The 20369-nt window shown below is 43.4% G+C and carries 19 protein-coding genes; 12 read left to right on the forward strand and 7 right to left on the reverse strand.

Annotated elements, in window-relative coordinates:
- The first annotated feature begins 79 nt into the window (after positions 1–79).
- Positions 80–1747 carry a glutamine--tRNA ligase/YqeY domain fusion protein gene (locus tag AAGR14_RS00935; RefSeq protein ID WP_342646717.1) on the forward strand — a complete coding sequence of 556 codons (1668 nt, stop codon included), beginning with the start codon at positions 80–82 and terminating at the stop codon, positions 1745–1747.
- An 88-nt stretch (positions 1748–1835) separates the two neighbouring features.
- Here the strand turns inward: AAGR14_RS00935 and AAGR14_RS00940 are convergent, their stop codons facing one another.
- Positions 1836–2381, reverse strand: a complete 546-nt coding sequence (locus AAGR14_RS00940; protein ID WP_342646718.1) for a YfiT family bacillithiol transferase — start codon at positions 2379–2381, stop codon at positions 1836–1838.
- 8 nt (positions 2382–2389) lie between these two features.
- Positions 2390–4045 carry an amidase gene (locus AAGR14_RS00945; protein WP_342646719.1) on the reverse strand — a complete coding sequence of 552 codons (1656 nt, stop codon included), beginning with the start codon at positions 4043–4045 and terminating at the stop codon, positions 2390–2392.
- A 78-nt stretch (positions 4046–4123) separates the two neighbouring features.
- Between AAGR14_RS00945 and AAGR14_RS00950 the strand changes: the two genes are divergently transcribed.
- Positions 4124–5950 carry an FAD-dependent oxidoreductase gene (locus AAGR14_RS00950; RefSeq protein ID WP_342646720.1) on the forward strand — a complete coding sequence of 609 codons (1827 nt, stop codon included), beginning with the start codon at positions 4124–4126 and terminating at the stop codon, positions 5948–5950.
- A gap of 68 nt (positions 5951–6018) precedes the next feature.
- Here AAGR14_RS00950 and AAGR14_RS00955 read toward each other — a convergent pair whose 3' ends face one another.
- Positions 6019–7422, reverse strand: coding sequence for an MBL fold metallo-hydrolase (locus AAGR14_RS00955; protein ID WP_342646721.1), 1404 nt, complete (start codon positions 7420–7422; stop codon positions 6019–6021).
- A gap of 130 nt (positions 7423–7552) precedes the next feature.
- On the opposite strand from AAGR14_RS00955, the gene AAGR14_RS00960 reads away from it, so the two are divergent.
- Together AAGR14_RS00960 and AAGR14_RS00965 are read left to right on the forward strand one after the other, a co-directional pair.
- Entirely contained in the window at positions 7553–7924 is a 372-nt protein-coding gene (locus AAGR14_RS00960; protein ID WP_342646722.1) for a BlaI/MecI/CopY family transcriptional regulator, read from the forward strand.
- Between the two features lie 12 nt (positions 7925–7936).
- Complete coding sequence (locus tag AAGR14_RS00965) at positions 7937–9655, forward strand: TonB family protein (protein ID WP_342646723.1); 1719 nt, start codon at positions 7937–7939, stop codon at positions 9653–9655.
- A 48-nt stretch (positions 9656–9703) separates the two neighbouring features.
- On the opposite strand, the gene pyk is transcribed toward AAGR14_RS00965, so the two are convergent.
- Complete coding sequence (gene pyk / locus AAGR14_RS00970) at positions 9704–11140, reverse strand: pyruvate kinase (RefSeq protein WP_342646724.1); 1437 nt, start codon at positions 11138–11140, stop codon at positions 9704–9706.
- 71 nt (positions 11141–11211) lie between these two features.
- Positions 11212–11634, reverse strand: coding sequence for an IPExxxVDY family protein (locus AAGR14_RS00975; RefSeq protein WP_342646725.1), 423 nt, complete (start codon positions 11632–11634; stop codon positions 11212–11214).
- A gap of 157 nt (positions 11635–11791) precedes the next feature.
- On the opposite strand from AAGR14_RS00975, the gene AAGR14_RS00980 reads away from it, so the two are divergent.
- From AAGR14_RS00980 to rnc, 3 genes are read left to right on the forward strand one after another with little or no spacing between them, the layout of a single operon-like run.
- Positions 11792–12028, forward strand: a complete 237-nt coding sequence (locus AAGR14_RS00980; protein WP_008508386.1) for an acyl carrier protein — start codon at positions 11792–11794, stop codon at positions 12026–12028.
- Between the two features lie 24 nt (positions 12029–12052).
- Entirely contained in the window at positions 12053–13306 is a 1254-nt protein-coding gene (fabF, locus tag AAGR14_RS00985; RefSeq protein WP_342646726.1) for a beta-ketoacyl-ACP synthase II, read from the forward strand.
- 12 nt (positions 13307–13318) lie between these two features.
- Positions 13319–14044 carry a ribonuclease III gene (gene rnc, locus AAGR14_RS00990; RefSeq protein WP_342646727.1) on the forward strand — a complete coding sequence of 242 codons (726 nt, stop codon included), beginning with the start codon at positions 13319–13321 and terminating at the stop codon, positions 14042–14044.
- Between the two features lie 2 nt (positions 14045–14046).
- On the opposite strand, the gene AAGR14_RS00995 is transcribed toward rnc, so the two are convergent.
- Complete coding sequence (locus AAGR14_RS00995; RefSeq protein ID WP_342646728.1) at positions 14047–14820, reverse strand: hypothetical protein; 774 nt, start codon at positions 14818–14820, stop codon at positions 14047–14049.
- Positions 14821–14931: 111 nt separating this feature from the next.
- Here AAGR14_RS00995 and AAGR14_RS01000 point away from each other — a divergent pair, with 111 nt between their 5' ends.
- The 5 genes from AAGR14_RS01000 to hflX all read left to right on the forward strand — a co-directional run bounded on the left by AAGR14_RS01000 (position 14932) and on the right by hflX (position 19399).
- On the forward strand, positions 14932–15807 hold the full coding sequence (locus AAGR14_RS01000) for a YicC/YloC family endoribonuclease (protein WP_342646729.1): 876 nt from the start codon (positions 14932–14934) through the stop codon (positions 15805–15807).
- 93 nt (positions 15808–15900) lie between these two features.
- Positions 15901–16464 carry a guanylate kinase gene (gene gmk / locus AAGR14_RS01005; RefSeq protein WP_342646730.1) on the forward strand — a complete coding sequence of 188 codons (564 nt, stop codon included), beginning with the start codon at positions 15901–15903 and terminating at the stop codon, positions 16462–16464.
- Between the two features lie 57 nt (positions 16465–16521).
- A complete protein-coding gene (gene nadD / locus AAGR14_RS01010) occupies positions 16522–17094 on the forward strand; it encodes a nicotinate (nicotinamide) nucleotide adenylyltransferase (RefSeq protein WP_342646731.1) in 573 nt (190 codons plus the stop codon).
- A gap of 18 nt (positions 17095–17112) precedes the next feature.
- A complete protein-coding gene (locus tag AAGR14_RS01015; RefSeq protein ID WP_342646732.1) occupies positions 17113–18054 on the forward strand; it encodes a hypothetical protein in 942 nt (313 codons plus the stop codon).
- 136 nt (positions 18055–18190) lie between these two features.
- Positions 18191–19399: a GTPase HflX gene (gene hflX, locus AAGR14_RS01020; protein ID WP_342646733.1), complete on the forward strand. Its 1209-nt coding sequence runs from the start codon at positions 18191–18193 to the stop codon at positions 19397–19399.
- A gap of 86 nt (positions 19400–19485) precedes the next feature.
- On the opposite strand, the gene AAGR14_RS01025 is transcribed toward hflX, so the two are convergent.
- Complete coding sequence (locus AAGR14_RS01025) at positions 19486–20349, reverse strand: 1,4-dihydroxy-6-naphthoate synthase (RefSeq protein WP_342646734.1); 864 nt, start codon at positions 20347–20349, stop codon at positions 19486–19488.
- Positions 20350–20369 lie beyond the last annotated feature (20 nt).

Consider the following 20369-nt stretch of genomic DNA (forward strand, 5'->3'; position numbering starts at 1 on the left):
TTTAGTGGTGCAGGCAATACGTAATTGCGAAGTACTTAAAAGCATCAAATTTTGCTACTTTTGCTTAGTTACTATTCTTATGAGCGAAGAAAGATCACTGAATTTTATTGAAGAAATTGTTGAGGACGATTTACAGTCTGGCAAAAATAATGGCCGTATACATACCCGTTTCCCGCCCGAGCCTAACGGATACCTGCATATCGGGCATGCAAAGTCTATTTGTCTTAATTTTGGGCTGGCTAAGCGTTACAACGGCAAAACTAATCTCCGTTTTGATGATACCAACCCTGTTACCGAAGATACTGAATACGTAGAAAGCATAAAGGCCGACGTGCGCTGGTTAGGTTTTGAGTGGGCCAACGAGCTTTACGCATCTGATTACTTTGATGTACTGTACGCCTTTGCTTTGAATTTAATAAAACAAGGTTTGGCTTATGTGGATGACAGTACACCCGAAGAAATTGCCGCCCAAAAAGGCACGCCTACCGAACCTGGTGTAGCTAATCAATACCGCAGCCGCTCTATCGAAGAAAACGTGCAGCTGTTTGAAGATATGAAAGCCGGCAAATATCCGGATGGAGCTAAAGTGTTGCGTGCCAAGGTAGATATGGCATCGCCTAACATGCATATGCGCGATCCCATCATGTACCGCATCAAACACGCGCACCATCACCGTACCGGCGATAAATGGTGTATTTACCCAATGTATGATTTTGCTCATGGGCAATCAGACGCTATTGAGGAAATTACCCATTCTATTTGTACGCTCGAGTTTATCCCTCACCGCCCGTTGTATGAGTGGTTTATTGATAAGTTAGAGATTTTTCCTTCGAGGCAGTACGAGTTTGCCCGCTTAAACCTTACTTATACCGTAATGAGCAAGCGCAAATTGCTGCAGCTGGTAAATGAAGGCCATGTAGAAGACTGGGACGATCCGCGGATGCCAACTATCAGTGGTTTACGTCGCCGTGGCTATACCCCAGCCTCTGTACGGGATTTTTGTGAGCGTATTGGCGTAGCCAAGCGCGAAAACCTGATTGATGTGGGTTTGCTGGAATTTTGCATCCGTGAGGATTTAAATAAAACAGCCTGGCGCCGTATGGCCGTGTTAGACCCTATTAAACTGGTGATTACTAATTACCCGGCCGGGCAAACCGAAACCTTGCATGGCGAAAATAACCCGGAGGTTGAGGGTGGCGAAGGCGGTCGTGATATCCCATTCAGTAGCGAATTGTATATTGAGCGCGAAGACTTTATGGAAATAGCGCCGAAGAAATTTTTTAGGCTGGCACCTGGCTTGATGGTGAGGTTAAAGAATGCGTATATTGTAAAGTGCGAAGACTTTGTAAAGGATGCTGACGGCAACGTAACTGAAGTGCATTGTACATACATCTCCGAATCAAAATCGGGTCAGGATACCAGTGGTATTAATGTAAAAGGCACTATCCATTGGGTTAGTGTTGCACATGCTAAAACAGCCGAAGTAAGATTGTATGACCGCTTGTTTAAATCTGAAAATCCTGCTGCCGAAGAAGGTGATTTTAAAGATGATTTAAACCCTAACAGCATACAGGTGATCTCTGCTTTTGTAGAGCCCGATTTAGCTACAGCCCTGCCGGGTAAAGGTTACCAGTTTATTCGTAAAGGTTATTTTACTTTAGATAAGTTATCAACCGATGATAAGCTGGTGTTTAACCGTACCGTTACCCTGAAAGATGCCTGGGCTAAAGAAGTGAAAAAAGGATAATATTATCTCATCTTTCCATACAAAACAACAAAGGTAGGCCGCACGGCCTACCTTTGTTGTTTTGTGAAATGTCGGTATTTTCAGGAGCTTAATTAAACCATTGTTTCATGGTTTGGGTAATGTGTGCCAAATGATGGTTGCTATGCCAGGCATACATGGCTACCGAAAGATGCAAGGTGTAGGTAATATTTCTTTCAGGATGAAAAAAGGTACGTTGCCATTGCTCTTCGTTAAAGCTCTCGAATAAAGCCACCATATGCTGGTGTATACCTTCCAGCATTTTTAATGATGATTCTAAAGGTAATTTAACGTCGGCTTGTGTAGCCCATGCGGCTTCATCGTAACCCTTAATGGTGGGATTTTCTTCGGTGAGCGCCAGCTTAATGCGAGTGAGCGCATTCATGTGGCTATCGGCTAAATGATGCACCACTTGTTGCAAAGTCCAGCCGCCGGGCCGGTAAGTAGTATTAAGCTGTGTGCTGTTTAATTGAACAACCACAGCTCGTAAGCGAGCAGGTAAAGTTTTGATGGTTTCAATACATTGCTCAATATATTCGGGCGTATAAGTTTCGGGCGCTTTAAACTTTCCGGTGGGGTAGCGTAGCTGCTCATCGTTTAGTATTGTTGTAGACATGTGACTATTTAGCTTTTAAAGTTTAAAGATGGATGCTTTTTATGAAAATCAGTAGCATCCTGGTAAATTTTAGCTGCCTGTAACAGCTTGCTCTCGCCAAACAACTGTCCCATAAACGTAATACTCATAGGGCGGCCGCTCGCGTTAAAGCCATTAGGCAATACCACACACGGGTTGCCGGTTAAATTAGTCATCGATAAATTTAAACTGAAGGATGGCGTAATGTACAAATCAAGCCCTTTCAGTTTTTCGTACCATTCTTGAATTAATAAGGTGCGGGCACGGTTAGCCTGTATATATTCGGCTGCTGAAATAAATTGCGAGGCCCGAAAAATATTGGGCCAGGCGTTTTTGTTTTGCTGCACCAACTGGTCGTCGCGGTGCGAAAGCACCAATTCCTGGAAGGCGGCCCCTGCTTCGGCATCCAGCACAAATGTCATGGCCCCTATTGGCATCTTAGGATATTCGATAGGTACAAGCTCAGCACCCAATTCTTTTAGTTTGGCAAGGGTGGCCGAGTCGGTGGCATGGTTTTGTGAACGGCGTTCAAAGTCGTTTTTAACGTAGCCAATCTTGTAGCCTTTCAGGCTCTTTACAGTGCCGTCGTAATTAAATGATGCAGCTATGGTGCTCAGGTCTTTGCCGTCGGTGCCTTGTATGGTGTTAAATACAATAGCAGCATCTTCAACACTGCGAGTAATAGGGCCTAGTTTATCCATGCTCCAGCTTAGGGCCATAGCGCCGTATTTGCTCACTCTGCCAAACGATGGGCGCAGGCCGGTATCGCCGCATTCGGTTGATGGAGATACAATTGAGCCTAAAGTTTCTGATCCAATGGCATAAGGCAAGCACCCGGCACTTACTGCCGAGGCCGAGCCGGCAGAAGAGCCGCTCGAGCCGCGCTTAACGTCCCAGGGGTTGCGGGTTTTGCCGCCAAACCAAACATCGCCCATAGCCAGCTCGCCTAAAGTGGTTTTGGCAATCAAAATGCCTCCGGCAGCTTCCAGTTTATTTACCACCGTAGCATTAACGTTAAGCTGTTGATTTTGGTAAGCCACTGAACCAAACGTTGTTTTATAATCTTTTTGGGCCAGCAAATCTTTTACACCAAATGGGATGCCGTGCAATACGCCACGGTAGTGCCCGGCTTTGATTTCGACATCTGCTTCGGCTGCTTTTTGCAGGGCACGTTCTTCGGTAATGGTTACTGCAAAAAACAGTTGTGGATTGTATTGCTTTAAGCGGTCTATAAAAAACCGGGTAAGTTCTACGCTGGTAATTTGCTTGCTTTTAACCAGATCGGCCAGTTGCCTGATGGTGTAAAAGGCAAGCTCATTTTTATCGGCAGGTAGTTTTGTGCCTGTGGTCTTGCTCATTTTAAACCCGTCTTGTTTGTCGGGATTAACAAAACCTACAGGTACCGGGTTAAAATTGAGCGCAGGCACTACGCTATTGGGCATGTTCAGTTTGTGCAGACTCTCGTAAGAACTGCTGAAGTTATTGAGCATGTTCAGCATCGAATCGGCCTGCGGCGGAGTAAATTGCTGACCGATAATTTTCTCTGCCTCTTGCACTACACTGGTGGTGATAGGCACCTGCTCCCAATGTTTAATTACAAAAGCACCCGATAAAAAGCCAACAGCGCCTACTGCAGATAACGTCAAATATTTTGTTACACAATATTTCATTCAATACTAAAGGTTTGCCCTAATTTAGCACATCGAACCTGATTTAACCGTTCTATGTTGAAAAAGTTACTTACCGGCCTTTTGTGTTTAGGCTTGTCTTATGCCAATGCCGAAACCATAAAAACTGATGTGCTGGTAATTGGCGGCAGTGCCAGCGGCACGGCTGCTGCATTGCAGTGCGCCCGCAGTAAAGTAAAGACCATTTTGGTAGAGCCCGGCAGTTGGCTGGGCGGCGAAATGACTACTGGCGGTATGTGCGTTGTGGAAGGGAACCGTAACCTGCCTTCGGGTATATGGGGCGAGTTTAGAAAGCATATCCGCGATTTTTACAAAAAGACGCCGGGCTTTGATACAACCGTAAATGCTGTATTGCGCTTTGAGCCTTATACCGGGGCGGCCATTTTAAGAAAGATGACAGACACGGTAAAAAATCTTACCTTAAAGATGAATACCCCCTGGACGACCGTTAAAAGAAACGGTACCGGCTGGGAGGTAACCATCACCGAGCAAGGCAAAACCAATACGATTAAAGCCCAGGTATTAATTGATGCTACCGGTACCGGCGATGTAGCCGCAAAGGCCGGTGCGCAATTCAGTACGGGTTTTGATAGTCGCAAAGATACCGGCGAACCACTGGCGCCCGAAGACGCTATACCCGTAATACAGGATATTACCTGGTGTGCGGTTTTAAAAGATTATGGCACCGGAACCGACCATACTATAACCAAACCCGCCGGCTATGACCTCGCGCAGTATGACTGCCTAAAAGGCAAAGACCTGTTAAAAATGGTGTTAGGAGGACGGTTGCCTAACAATAAATTTATGATTAAATGGAGCGAGTGTGCCAACTCTTACAAGGCCTCCCCCGAGCTATTATCGCCCGAAAACCGCGAGCAGTATTACAAAGAAATTCGGTTGCGGGTATTAGGGCTGATCTATTACCTGCAAACCGCCGGTAACCTGAAAAACTTTGCCCCGACAGACGAGTTTGGTACCCCCGATGGTTTGCCACCTATTCCGTACATGCGTGAGTACCGGAGAGCTAAGGGGCAGATTCGGATGGTGCTGGATGACATTTTGAATCCTTATAACCGCAGTTCAAAGTTATACCGTACCTCCATTGCCGTGGGTGATGCGTCGCCAGGACAGCATTATGTGGATAAACGCGGTCCGCAAACGCCGTATCCGCCGTTCCCGGCTTACAGCATACCATTAGGTGCGGTAATTATTAAAGACTTGCCTAATTTGCTGGTAACCGAAAAAGCTTTATCTACTACTCACCTGGTTAATGCCAGCACGTTTTACCCATCGGTTCAAATGGTGTTAGGGCAGGGCGCTGGTACAGTTGCTGCTTATTGTGCGTTTTTTAAAACCACTACTCAAAAGCTAAATGTACGGGCTATACAAGGGGAGTTACTGGACTTTAAAGGCTACCTGATGCCTTTTTCGGATGTGCCGCTAGCCGATCCTAATTTTAGGGCTATACAGCAGGTAAGCGCTACGGGCATGTTGCATGGTATACCGCAGGTTAACGGTAAAACCGCCGCCATACGATTTAAAGCGGATACTACGGTAACCACTGCCGAAGTTGAACCTGTGATTAAAGAAATTTACACCCGCGCTTTTTTATGGTTTAACAAAGTGAAGCCCGGTGAGCAGTTTACGTTGGGTAACTTAATATCCTTCATCAGCGAAATTACTTTAAGTGAGCCTAAACCTTTGCAGGCCAAAATAGAAAAGGACTGGCAGGCAACCTATAAATTTAAACAACCGTTTGATATGAATCATCCTTTAACACGGCGCGAATTTGCTGTGCTCACCAATAAATACCTTAACCCTTTTGCCCGCACGGTAGATTTAAGCGGAAAACTGATTAATTAATAAAGAAACGATGGATATGAATTGCAACGCCGGATGAATTAGGTTTTATCCGGCATTGTCGTTATAGATTAATCTAAATCAAATCGCTGATGCTGGTAAGGTATTTCGATATGCTTAAACCCTTTTTCATGAATATGTTCGGCAAACTTTTGCTGTGTTTCGTATTCGCCGTGTACTAAAAAAAGCTGTTTTACTTTTTCAGGATCCTGGCAGGCTAAAAAGTGCAGCAGGTCTTCGTAGTCGCCATGGGCACTCATGCTTTTAATTACGTTCACATCTGCTTTTACTTCGTACTTTTCGCCAAAAATGTAGACCTCACGGTCGCCCCGCATTAAATGGCCGCCCAAGGAGCTGGGTTCACAGTAGCCCACAATCAATATGGTGTTTTTGTTGTTGCTGATATTATTACGGATGTGATGCCTTACCCTGCCGGCTTCGGCCATGCCCGATGAGGAGATAATGACGCTTGGCCGGTTATCGGTATTCAACGCCATTGATTCTTCGGTAGACTGTATAAAGCGCAGGTTTTTAAAGCCAAACGGATCGGCATCCACTTTCAGTACCTCGCTTACCTGTTTATTATATTCTTCCGGGTGATCTTTTATCACCTGCGTAGCCTGGTCTGATAACGGACTGTCAACATAATAATTTACATCGGGTAATTCGCCGCGCAGTTCAAGCGCATTAAGTGCATACAGTAACTCCTGGGTGCGCCCTACGCTAAAAGCCGGAATAATAACCTTGCCGCCTTTTACAACGCAAGTTTGATGAATGGTGTCACGCAATTCATCTTCAATCGGACCAATTTCTTTGTGCAGCGAGTCGCCATAAGTTGATTCGAGCAAAATGTAATCAGCCTGCGGAAAGGTTTGCGGGCTGCGCAACAGCAAGTCACCGTAACGGCCTACATCACCGCTAAAGGTAATGCGGGTTTCTTTATCATCTTCAATTAAGCTGAGGTGGATAGCGGCACTGCCAATCACGTGGCCGGCATCAGTAAGTAAAAGCTTAATGTGCGGTGTAATTTCCACCTCTTCATTATAATTTATTATCTTAAACAACCGAAGTGCTTCTATGGCCTGTTGTTCGTTATAAAGGGCTGTTAAAGGTTCTTCATTCTTTTTTTTACGTTTCTTGTTTTCGTACTCATTATCCTGTTCCTGTATTTTGGCCGAGTCCATCAGTAAAATACGGGTGAGGTCCATGGTGGGGGCGGTACAAAATATGGTGCCGTCAAAGCCTTCGGCTACCAGTTTAGGGATCAGGCCGCAATGGTCAATGTGGGCGTGCGATAAAATCATGTAATCTACCTTAGCCGGGTTAAAGCCAAAGTGCTCGTTCATGTTTTCTGTTTTAGGTCCCAGGCCCTGAAACATACCGCAGTCCAGTAAAATGGTGGTGCCGTCGTTTAATTGTACAATATGTTTGCTGCCGGTAACATTACGTGCAGCGCCATGAAAAGTGATATGCATTTGCGGTTGAAATATTATAAAATCTTTTTAAGAACTGCCAACATTGCCTAAATGTTCGGTAGCGCTAAAAAAAGTTTGGTGCCTAAAGAATTAGTTGTAGCTTTAGTATAACTATTAAGGAACAAGTAATATGGAAATTAAAGAGCTAACCCGTGCAGAAGAACAGTTGATGCATGTGCTTTGGCAAATCAGAAAGGGATACGTAAAGGATGTGATTGAACAATTGCCCGAGCCGAAGCCTGCTTACAATACGGTATCTACCATTATACGCATATTAGAAACCAAGGGCTTTGTAGGGCATACAGCTTATGGCAAAAGTCATGAGTATCATCCCATCATCAGTAAAGAAGAGTACCAGAATTTTGCATCAGATAAATTGCTGACTGGTTATTTTGATAACTCGGTAAAGCGTATGTTTTCCTTTTTTGTACAGAAGGAAAAAATTAACGTTAAAGAAGCTGATGAGATCATGAAGCTTATTGAAAAGTTTAAAGACAAATAAACCTATACCTGTATGACCTGGTGGCATTATTTATTGCTGTCTAATTTATACCTGATTTTATTTTTCGGGTTTTATGCTCTGCTGTTGCAGCGCGAAACGTTTTTTCAGCTCAACCGAGTATATTTGTTAGGGTCGGCAATTATTTCTTTTCTCATCCCGGCCATACAGTCGGACTGGGTGAAACAGTGGTTGATCACCCAAAAGGTGCATCAAACTTTGTACAGTGCCAGCCCTAATTTAGTATATGGTATACAGGCTATACAACCTGACCGCATAACAATTGGCGAAATAGTGGGCGGCATTTATGCCACCGGTATTGTTGTGCTGTCGGTTAAATTACTCTGGCAGTTTGTGGTGCTCCGGCAGTTACTAAAAAATAAAAAAGTAGCTGCTGCCTGGTCGTTTTTTAAAAATATTGAGGTTGACGAGCAACTGGAAAGCCGGGACGTAATTATGGCGCACGAAGAAGTGCATGCCCGGCAATGGCACTCGGCCGATGTGATGCTGATGGAAATGCTGATGATTATCAACTGGTTTAACCCGGTGGTTTACCTGTACCGGCGTTCTGTCAAAAATATTCATGAGTTTATTGCCGACCAAAACGCCGTACAGGCAGGTACCAGTAAGGCTGAATATGCTATGCTATTGGTAAGCCAAACTTTTAATGCGCCGGTACATCACTTGCTTAATCCTTTTTTTAATAGCAGTATTTTAAAGCAGCGTATTGTAATGCTGCAAAAAAGCAAATCGCACTACAGCGCTTTGTTAAAGTATGGCTTTTCAGCCCCCTTATTTGCCCTGATGCTTGCCTTATCGTCGGCTACCATCAACAACAGCGATGTGGTTGAAACTTTACATAACCAAGCCGAAACCATGTTTGATGTAGCTGCACCGGTACCTTTTGAAACTACCACAGGACTAAGCACAAACACAAGCCGTAAAAATTTGGCCAAAAAAGCCGGAGTTTTGGCGCTCAAGCGCAATGCAGCAGCCAAAATCCATTCGCAAAATGTTGAGATAAATAATGCAGATTTAACCCCAGTTACCAACACCAATGTTGCTGTTCATAATGAGGTTTTTACATCGGTTGAAAAGCTGCCATCTTTTCAGGGAGGGATGGAAAGTTTTGGGAAATATTTGAACAAAACCTTACGCTATCCGAAGGAGGCTCAGGACCAGGGGAGGCAAGGCCGGGTTATAGTAACCTTTATTGTGGAGGCAGATGGTTCATTAACCGATGTGCATACCATCAGGGACCCGGGGCTGGGTTTAGGTGAGGAAGCCGTAAGGGTAATTAATGCATCGCCCAAATGGATACCCGGTGAGCAAAACAGCCGCAAGGTAAGGGTGCAGTATACCGTGCCTGTTGTGTTTACGTTATCTGAAGACGGTGAGCCAGAGCCAAAGAAAGAAGAAATGAAAAGTGCCAAAATAAAAAGTGTAAGTTTTATAAGGCATATTAACCTGAATGGTACCAGTGTTACAGATAGCACCAGCAGTAAACAACCCCTTAAAATGCTGGTATTAAGCCGTAAAAAAACGGATACCAATGCGCCCCAGCCCATGATTGTTATTGACGGCAAAGAAGCTCCTGAAGGCTTGCTGCTTAACAATGTAAAAGCTGACCAAATTAATCGGATTGACGTTTATAAAGATGAGAATGCAACCCGTTTATATGGCGATAAAGGCAAAAATGGCGTAGTTGCTATCAGCACAAAAAATAAGCCGTAAGCTTTTTAGGCTTACGGCTTAAATAGTATTATGGAGTTACCGGTTTTATTATTCTACTACAGTAACTTTAAGCATGTTAGTTTTGCCTTGAGCAGAAATAGGTACTGCTGCAGTATTAATTAACACATCACCTACTTCAACCAGGTTTTCGCTTTTCAGGATGTTGTTTACATCGCTGATGGTTTTATCGGTGCTTTCTAACTCATCATAGTAATAAGCTCTTACACCCCAAACCAGGCTCAGTGCATTAAGTAGTTGCTTGTTAGAAGTGAAAATGTAAGTATTAGCTTTAGGGCGATGGCTTGATATTTCGAAGGCAGTATAGCCAGAGAAAGTCATAGATACGATACCCACCGCATTGGTTTGCTGTGACAAGTGTACCGCCGATTCACAAACGGCATTACTCAAGAAATTAGCGCTGTTGGCATCAACCTCCGAATATTTAGCCGAATTAAAAGGATAACCACGCTCTTCAACGTTACGCACAATTTTAGCCATTGTTTCAATAACGATAACCGGAAACTCACCTACCGAGGTTTCGCCGCTTAGCATTACTGCGTCAGCGCCGTCCAGTACCGAGTTGGCTACGTCGTTTACTTCGGCACGGGTTGGGCGTGGCGTAGTAATCATGGTTTCGAGCATCTGGGTAGCTACAATTACCGGTTTTGATGCTGCACGGCATTTGCGGGCAATCATTTTTTGCAATAAAGGCACCTCCTCCAAAGGCATCTCTACACCCAGGTCACCACGGGCCACCATTACGCCATCGGTAGCGGCAATAATAGCATCAATGTTATCAATAGCTTCAGGCTTCTCAATTTTTGCAATCACACGTGATGCCTTTCCACTGCGGCTGATAATACGTTTTAATTCAACAATGTCTTCGCCGGTACGAACAAACGATAAACCAATCCATTCTACATCATTTTGCAGTGCAAACTGCAGGTTAACCAAATCCTCTTCGGTTAAGCTCGGGATAGACACTTTAGTGTTAGGCAGGTTAACACCTTTACGTGAGGTTAAGATACCACCATGAATAACCTCGCACAAAACGTTGTCTTTACGGTTAGTCTCAATTACTTTAAGCTGCAGCTTACCGTCATCCAATAAAATGATTTCGTTGGTCTGTACATCCTGCGGAAAAGTTTCGTAAGTAATGTAGATCTGGTTCTCATCACCAATACACTCGCGGGTGGTCATGTTGATGTGTTTGCCGTTTACCAGGTGTATGCCACCATCTTTTACCAGGCCGATACGGATTTTAGGGCCTTGTAAGTCGGCCAGCATGGCAATGTTAGTTTTGTATTGCTCATTAATTTCGCGGATCAGATCAATTGTTTTTTGATGATCTTCGGCTCTGCCATGCGAAAAGTTGAGGCGGCAAACATTTACACCTGCCTTTACCATAGCCAGTAATACATCCTTTTTAGCAGATGCAGGGCCCATGGTAGCTACAATTTTAGTACGGTTAAAAGACAATTTCATATCTTGGATTTATATGGTCTATATTAATTAACGTATTCAGAGTGTATTCTTTACACTTATAAAATTTGGCGCTAAAATAAGAGATTTTCCCGTGATTTTATTTTTTTTGGTTCAATCTTTACGGCGGCAATAATTTCGGGTATACGGTTAAGCGTACTGATAATGCTGTTTAGGTCGGTATCGTCTATGAAATTTTTGATCATAAAAAAGTAATCTACCTCCCGCATTTCGGGTATAAGCAGCCCATCAGATCCCTTATTGGCTATAAAATAAAAGTCGGTTTCGGTAGACTCCCACTGGTGGTGGTAAATTGAAAAAAAAGCAGGTTCGGTGGTACCCTGGTAAATATCAACGGCCAGATCGGGTATTTTTTTAAAGCTGAAATTTAAATATTTATTAATGAAATGGCAAACGCGGTAATCCTTTAAAGGAGTATTGATTGCGATCAAAACGAAGTCAAGATCTATCTCAAACTTTAAAACCTTCTTACTCAAAATCAGCTACAAATATATTTGTGGTACAAAACTACTAACTGAAACTGTTGGTATAAAATTTTGTTGTATGAAAGCATAAGATTTTAGATTTGATATTTAACTAAATTTATTTTTCTTTGCACAGAATTTTTATTTAATCATTTTAACATAGATTATTATGTCTGATATCGCTTCAAGAGTAAAAGCAATTATCGTGGAAAAATTAGGTGTTGACGAAAGTGAAGTTACACCTGAAGCAAGCTTTACCAATGATTTGGGAGCTGACTCATTGGACACCGTGGAATTGATCATGGAGTTTGAGAAAGAATTTAACGTAGCTATTCCTGACGATCAGGCTGAAACTATTGGCACTGTTGGTCAAGCTATCGCTTACCTGGAAAAAAACGTTAAATAATCTAAGCTCCCACAATAATATTAGATGGAGTTTAAACGAGTAGTAGTTACCGGGCTTGGTGCACTTACTCCGATAGGTAATTCGGTTCAGGAATACTGGACCGGGTTAATTAACGGAGTAAGTGGGGCTGCCTTTATCAAAAGTTTTGATACTACGCATTTCAAAACAAAATTTGCTTGCGAAGTTAAGAACTTTGACGCCGATGCTTTTTTGGGCCGTAAAGACGCCCGTAAGCTTGATCCGTTTGTGCAATACGCTTTGTATTCGACAGAAGAAGCGGTTAAAGATGCCGAACTGGACTTTGAAAAGCTGGACGTTAATCGTATCGGTGTTATTTGGGGCTCTGGTATTGGCGGCCTGAAAACCTTTTTAGACGAAGTAGTTAACTTTGCCAAAGGTGATGGCACGCCGCGCTTTAATCCTTTCTTTATACCCAAAATGATTGCAGATATTGCTCCCGGGCATATCTCGATCAAGTATGGACTGCGTGGCCCTAACTTTACTACAGTTTCGGCTTGTGCATCATCCAATAACTCACTGATTGATGCCTTTAACTATATCCGTTTGGGTAAAGCTAATATGTTCATCAGTGGCGGTTCTGAAGCAATTATTAACGAAGCCGGTATAGGTGGGTTTAATGCCATGCACGCTTTGTCTACCCGCAACGAGGATCCGGCAACGGCATCACGGCCTTTTGATTTAGATCGCGATGGCTTTGTGGCAGGTGAGGGTGCAGGTACCATTATACTGGAAGAGTTAGAGCATGCTAAAGCCCGTGGTGCAAAAATATATGCCGAAATGATGGGTGGCGGCATGAGTGCCGATGCTTATCACATGACGGCTCCGCACCCTGAAGGCTTGGGTGCAGCCCTGGTAATGAAGGCTGCCCTTGAGGATGCCGGCATGACCCCTGCAGATATTGATTATGTAAATGTGCACGGTACATCTACACCAATCGGTGATCCGCAGGAAGTAAAGGCTATACAGCAAGCTTACGGCGATGACGTATTTCGTGTTAATATCAGCTCAACTAAATCAATGACGGGGCACTTATTAGGTGCAGCGGGTGCAGTTGAAGCTATTGCAGCTATAATGGCTGTAAAAAACGATATTGTACCGCCTACCATTAACCACTTTACCGACGATCCTGCTTTTGACCCGCGTATTAATTTTACGTTTAACCAGGCGCAAAAGCGTACGGTTAGGGCAGCACAAAGTAATGGCTTTGGCTTTGGTGGCCATAATGCATCGGTGATATTTAAAAAATACGAAGAGTAATACAGCTTTTGAATGCCAGTTAGCCGGTTATACAAGCTTTATTTATCCCCGCATCGTAAATACGTAAAAACATTAAAGAATTTGCTCGGCTTCGTGCCGGGCAATTTGTCTTTATATCGATTGGCATTCAGGCATAAATCGGTAGCACAGCCTGTAAAAAAGGGTGTAAAAAATAGTAACGAGCGGTTAGAGTTTTTGGGCGATGCTGTTTTAGGCAGTGTGGTTGCCGAAGTTCTGTTTAAAATGTACCCTTACCAGGATGAAGGCTTTTTGACCGAACTGAGGTCAAAAATTGTAAGTCGCAACAACCTCAATGCGCTAGCCCGCAAATTAGGCTTCGATCAGTTAATACAATATGATAACCGCATGGTTAATTCTACCCGGCAAAGCTCGCTGTACGGTGATGCCTTTGAGGCGCTAATAGGTGCCGTATACCTCGACAAAGGCTACGATTTTACCAAGAGTTTCCTGATTAATCGCATTATCAAGTCGCACATCGACATCCATACGCTCGAGCAAACCGAAACCAACTTCAAAAGCAAATTGATTGAGTGGTGCCAGCGCCATGGTAAAGATGTGATATTTGAACTTACCCAAAACCAGGATGGCGAAAGCAATAAGCTGTTTACGGTGCAGGTAAATATCGACGGTGATATTATGGGCTTGGGTAAAGAATTCAGTAAAAAGAATGCCGAAAAGCTTGCCGCCGAAAAGGCCTGCGAGGCCTTAGGTATATAAAATTAAATACTGTCTTTTTGTGCGGTGTTAACGCCTGTCTTTTTTATCAAAGGTGTCAATCGGGGTAAAGTTTTAGCCCGGTTATAACCATCTAAGCAACGGTTAATAAACTGGATCATCTCATAATCATTCCACTTTAAAATTTCGGGATAAGGCGGATTATAAGTGAGCCTGAATTGTTGCACTTCGTCATCGGGCAGTTGGGTTACCCGTTTTACCAGTTCAAAAGTATAACGCTTGTTAACTTCTGTTTGCTGATTTTCGCGTTGCATTTGTGCCGCAAAATGGCGTGCCTGTCGCGGCCCTTTCCCAAACAACTCGTACAAACCTGTTACGGGCGATGATAGAATAGACAAAGCCGGTGGCTTACCATTATAGTAAATGCCTTTGCTTCGGTAAGCATCTAAAATTTCTTTTTGTTCCTGTTGTTTAGTTTTTGCCCTTACTACTACTTCATCTAACTGTAGTGCCGGTAGTAAGTAGGCTATCATGTCGGTCGAGGCCGTTACTACCTGTTTTAGTTCAGTAAAGCCGGGTTTGACAAATAATAGGGTATCGCCCGGTGCGGCTTTAATGCTAAACATACCGAGGTTACTACTGGTAGCCACAGCTGGATGTTTTAAATTGCTTATGGTTACTACAGCCAGCCTGCCTGATGTTTTCTGATTGAAAATTATACCGTTAATCTGCTGCAGCATTTGCGAAAACGCACTGGTTGGTAACAGTGTTGCAACTATTATTAAAAATGTTTTTATGTGCTGTATCAGCGACTTCATCAAGGTGCAAATTTAGTCAATAAGGGTGCGTATAATCTGTTAAAAAAGGTTAAGAGTTAATGCGCTGTGATTCAAGCCTCAATCATTTGTTAAAAAACGCTATCTTTGCACATGATAAAATCAATGACAGGGTACGGCATTGCTACGCATGATGCAGGCAGCACCAAGTACACCGTTGAGATCAAATCTCTAAACAGCAAGTTTCTCGAACTCTCGCTGCGAATTCCCAAAGCTTTTTCCGAAAAAGAATTTCAGTTGCGCACCGAGTGCAACAAGCAAATTGAACGCGGAAAGGTAAACTTAAGTATCAATGTTGAGCAAACCGGGTCTGCTGTTAAAGCTGCCGGTATCGATACTAAGTTGTTGAAACATTATTACGAGCAACTTAAAGCCGTAAGTGTTGAATTAAATGAACCTACCGGTAACCTGATGCAACTGGCATTGGGCCTGCCTGAGGTAGTTAAATATACCGAAGATACCATTACCGAAGAAGAATGGAAATCAGTTGAGCGTACCTTTCAGCAGGCGCTGGCTAATTTTCAGCAGTTTCGTGCCGATGAAGGCAGCGTTTTGCAGAATGAAGTAACGCAACGCATCAATACCATTATGCACAACCTGCAACTGGTAGAGGTTGAGGAGCCCAAACGCATACCCTTAATACGCGAACGTTTAAACCAGTTTTTGGCGGATGCCGTAGGCGGCGACAATGTTGACCACAATCGTTTTGAGCAGGAACTGATCTACTATATTGATAAACTGGATGTTACCGAAGAAAAAGTAAGACTGAAAACCCATTGCGAGTATTTTTTAGAAACACTTAAGAGTGCTGATGCCAACGGTAAAAAGTTAGGTTTTATATCACAGGAGATTGGCCGCGAGATTAATACCCTTGGTTCTAAAGCCAATGATGCTGCCATGCAAAAACTGGTAGTAGGGATGAAAGAGGAACTGGAAAAAATAAAGGAACAACTATTAAACGTACTGTAAGTAAATAGTTGATTGGTAAGGGACAATGACCGTCCTGTTAATCAGGTAACGGTTGCATCACTCACTCAATCAACTACTCTCCAATATAATAACATGGGTAAACTGCTAATTTTCTCCGCTCCCTCCGGCGCCGGTAAAACCACCATCGTACATCATTTGCTTTCTAGATTTCCTGAATTGGAGTTTTCTATATCAGCCACCACCCGCGAGGCGCGCGGCGACGAGGAAAACGGCAAAGATTATTACTTTATCAGTCAGGCTGAGTTTTTGCACCGCATTGCCAAAAAGCAGTTTGTGGAGTTTGAGGAAGTTTATACCGGTACTTTTTACGGCACCCTGCGCCAGGAAATTGAACGTATCTGGAAAAAAGGCAAAACAGTAATTTTTGATATCGACGTAGAAGGCGGCCTTCATCTTAAGCGTAAGTACCAGGAGCAGGCTCTGGCTATATTTGTACAGCCACCATCATTAGAAGTGCTTAAAGAGCGTTTAACAGGCCGCGGAACAGATAGCGAAGAAAAGCTAAAGGAGCGTTTTGAAAAGGCAGAAAAGGAGCTAAACTATGCGCCCCGGTTTGATGTTATCTTAAAGAACTATGACTTGGCAACAGCCTGTGCCGAGGCCGAAAAAATGGTTGGCGACTTTTTAAATAGTTAACTGCACTTGCATCAGGGCAAATAAAATTTATTGAATAACTGTTAGTTGCATACGCTCATGAAAATAGGCTTGCTTTTCGGTTCATTTAATCCCATACACATCGGGCATTTAATTATAGCCAATTATATGGCTAACTATACCGATTTAGATAAGGTATGGCTGGTGGTAACGCCCCAAAACCCCTTTAAAAAATATGGGGGCCTGATTAACACTTACGACAGGCTGGAGATGGCCCGGCTGGCTACCGATAACGCTGACTTGTTAGAAGTAAGCGATGTAGAGATAAAACTGCCGCAGCCTTCATACACTATTGATACGCTTACCCATTTAAAAGAGCAATACCCTCAGCACGAATTTGTGCTGATTATGGGCTCAGACAACCTGGTGAGCCTGCCTAAATGGAAGAATTACAAACTAATTTTACGCGATCATAAAGTACTGGTGTATCCGCGCCCAGGCTATGAAAATGCCGAACTGGCCTCACACCCATCCGTGACCATCACCATGACACCGCTGATGGAGCTATCGGCCACTTTTATACGGCAGGCCATCGCCCAGAAAAAAAATGTACAGTATTTTGTGCCCGATGCCGTGCTCAAGTTTATCGAGAGTAAAAATCTGTACAGCTAAAATACCTTAAATTGCGGCATGCATTCAATTTTTAAAGACAGAAGTTTCCGGCTGTCTATCATTCTAACATTCGTGTTTTTTGGTACGGGCATTGTCTTTTTATTGTTAGGGCTGATTAATTATAGTTGGATACTTTTTATTTTGCTGCCCATAGTGCTCGGTATCTCCATCGGCGCAATGCCTAATAAGCAATATACCTTATGGGGAGCAGTTGCTGCTACCGTTATTACGTTAGCAGGTTTATATATTCCTGGTATGTCGGGCCTGCTGTGCATCGTAATGACGTTGCCAGTTATTGTTCCGCTTATTTTTTTAGGTTACGTAATTACCCATTTGGTAAAACGGTATGGCAACCTCAAATCAACCAGCAAGTTTCATGTGCTGCTAATGCCATTAATGCCTTTTTTGATAGCGGCGCCTGCCGAGCATATTATCGTAGAGAACCCTCAATCAATTATTGCGGTACAGACGCAGCAGGTGTTCAATTACACACCTGACCAGGTTTACGATGCTATTAAATCGGTAGATACACTCGACGCTGAAAAGCCTTTTTTAATGAATTTTGATTTGCCTGTACCAACCAAATGTATACTTGAAAAAGAAGCAGTGGGTGGTATACGCACTTGCTACTTTAAAGGAGGAAGGCTAAGTAATGATGATTTTGGCGGCGGAACAATTACCGAAAAAATAACAGCTTTAGAAAGAGGTAAGTTACTGCAGATGGACGTGATAAATTACAACCTTACCGGCCGTAAATGGCTGGGTTTTAAAGAGGCGATTTATCGCTTTGATAAGGTTGCCGGTAACCGCTGCAAACTTACCCGCATTACCACCTACACATCAGTATTAACACCACGGATATACTGGGAGCCTTTAGAAAAGTTAGGCATAGAGCAAGAGCACGACTACGTGTTCAGTAATTTAAAAAAGGATTTAGTACGCTTGTACGGGGGCAAATAATAAGCGGCACCAAATCTTGTGCACTGTAAATGATTTAATCCGGCTGATTTTCTGCTATTTTGGCATCCCTAATACTTGTAAACTGCAACTTAGCCTGTTTTATTAAACTGGCATCTTGATTGTTATATAAACGTTAATGAAACAAAAATTTTATGATACTGCTATCAAGCAGGAAACCGCTGTATTGGTTGGTATCATTACACCTAATGAAACCGAAGCACAGGAACGGGAATATTTAGAAGAGCTGGAGTTTTTGGTGGATACCGCCGGCGGTAAAACCGTTAAAACATTTACCCAGCGTATGCAACGGCCCGACCGCGCCACCTTTGTTGGCTCGGGTAAGCTGGAAGAAATAAAAGCGTATGTAATTGCCGAAGAGATTGATATGGTGGTGTTTGATGATGAGTTATCACCTTCTCAGCTGCGTAATATTGAAAACGAACTTCAGGTAAAGATACTGGACCGAAGTAACCTCATCTTAGACATATTTGCGGGCCGTGCCCAAACAGCACAAGCCAAAACGCAGGTAGAACTGGCCCAGTTGCAATACCTTTTGCCCCGCCTTACCCGTTTATGGACCCACTTAGAGCGCCAGAAAGGTGGTATTGGTATGCGTGGTCCGGGTGAGTCGCAGATTGAGACTGACCGCCGTTTAATCCTGAACAAGATATCGCTGTTAAAAGAACGGCTTAAGCAAATAGATAAGCAAAACGAAACCCAACGCAAAAATCGTCATCAATTGGTGCGTGTAGCTTTGGTGGGTTATACCAACGTTGGCAAATCTACCATCATGAACATGATTTCCAAATCGGAGGTGTTTGCCGAGAATAAGCTGTTTGCCACGCTGGATACTACGGTGCGCAAGGTGGTGATTGAGAATCTGCCATTCCTGTTATCGGATACGGTCGGATTTATCCGTAAGCTGCCTCACCATTTGGTGGAGTGTTTTAAATCTACTTTAGACGAGGTTCGCGAGGCTGATATTTTAGTGCATGTGGTTGACGTATCGCATCCTAATTTTGAAGACCAGATTAACACCGTGAACGAGACGTTGAAAGATATAGGTGCTATTGATAAACCGGTAATTACGGTATTTAATAAGATTGATGCTTACCAACCTACACAAACTCATCCTGATGACCCGGCACAGCCGTTAACTATCAAAGATTTTGAGCATAGCTGGATGGCCAGCAACAACAGTCCGGCCATATTTATTTCGGCGCTTAAAAAAGAGAATGTAGATGAGTTCAGGAAGTTATTGTACGATAAAGTAATTGCTATACATACCGAACGTTATCCATACGACCAGTTATTGTATCCACACTTACCTGAGGCAGAAAATTGATTCTGATATCAAATACCGCTTAAAATAAAAAGACCGCTCGGATTGAATATCCAACGGTCTTTTTGTTTTGAGCAAACAGCTGGTATTTAATGAACAGCCGTTCCGGTTAAAAATAGATTCTCTTTGATAGCCGGAATGATTTCTTTCTCCGTGGCTTTGTCAAACATCAACTGGATGGCTTTTTTACCTTCAGTACCTAAATCAAGCGAGTACTGGTTTACGTATAAATCAATGTGTTTATACATTACTTCTTCACTCATTTCCTGTGCGTGCGAACGTATAAACTCTAATCCTGATTTAGGGTTGGCAAAAGCAAACTCAACCGACCGGCGCAATACGCGGTTTATTTTGTGCTGCACATCAGCTGGTAACTTGCGGTTAGCTACAATACCCCCTAAGGGTATGGCACAGCCGGTTTGTTTTTCCCAGTAATCGCCCAAATCCATTATCTTTTTCAGCCCTTTGTCCTGGTAAGTAAAGCGGTTTTCATGTATGATGAGGCCTACCTCAATGCGGTCGTCAAGCAAAGCCTGCTCAATGTCCGAAAAAACAATTTCCTGCTTTTCGATAGCGTTCGGAAAAGCCAGGCTCAATAAAAAGTTAGCCGTGGTATATTTACCCGGAATGCCAATCCGTACCGTACGGTTTTCAGATTTCAGGTCGGCTTCAACCTTTTGCTCGTCGCCATTGCAAATCAGTAAGGGGCCAACGCCAAAGCCCAAGGCGCTGCCGGCATCCAATAGCACGTACTGGTTGGCTACATAGGCAAATGCATGGTAGCTCAGCTTAGTAATATCCAGTTCGCCACGCATGGCTTTGTGGTTTAAAGTTTCTACATCGTCGTAAAATACTTCAAACTCCAACCCCTCGGTATCTATCTTATGATGGATGAGGGCATCAAAAATAAAGGTATCATTAGGGCAGGGCGAAAAGCCAAGAGTTAATTTCATATTAATAGTGTTATGCTGCC

Origin of the sequence: Mucilaginibacter sp. CSA2-8R (genome assembly GCF_038806765.1) — a bacterium.
Taxonomy (GTDB): domain Bacteria; phylum Bacteroidota; class Bacteroidia; order Sphingobacteriales; family Sphingobacteriaceae; genus Mucilaginibacter.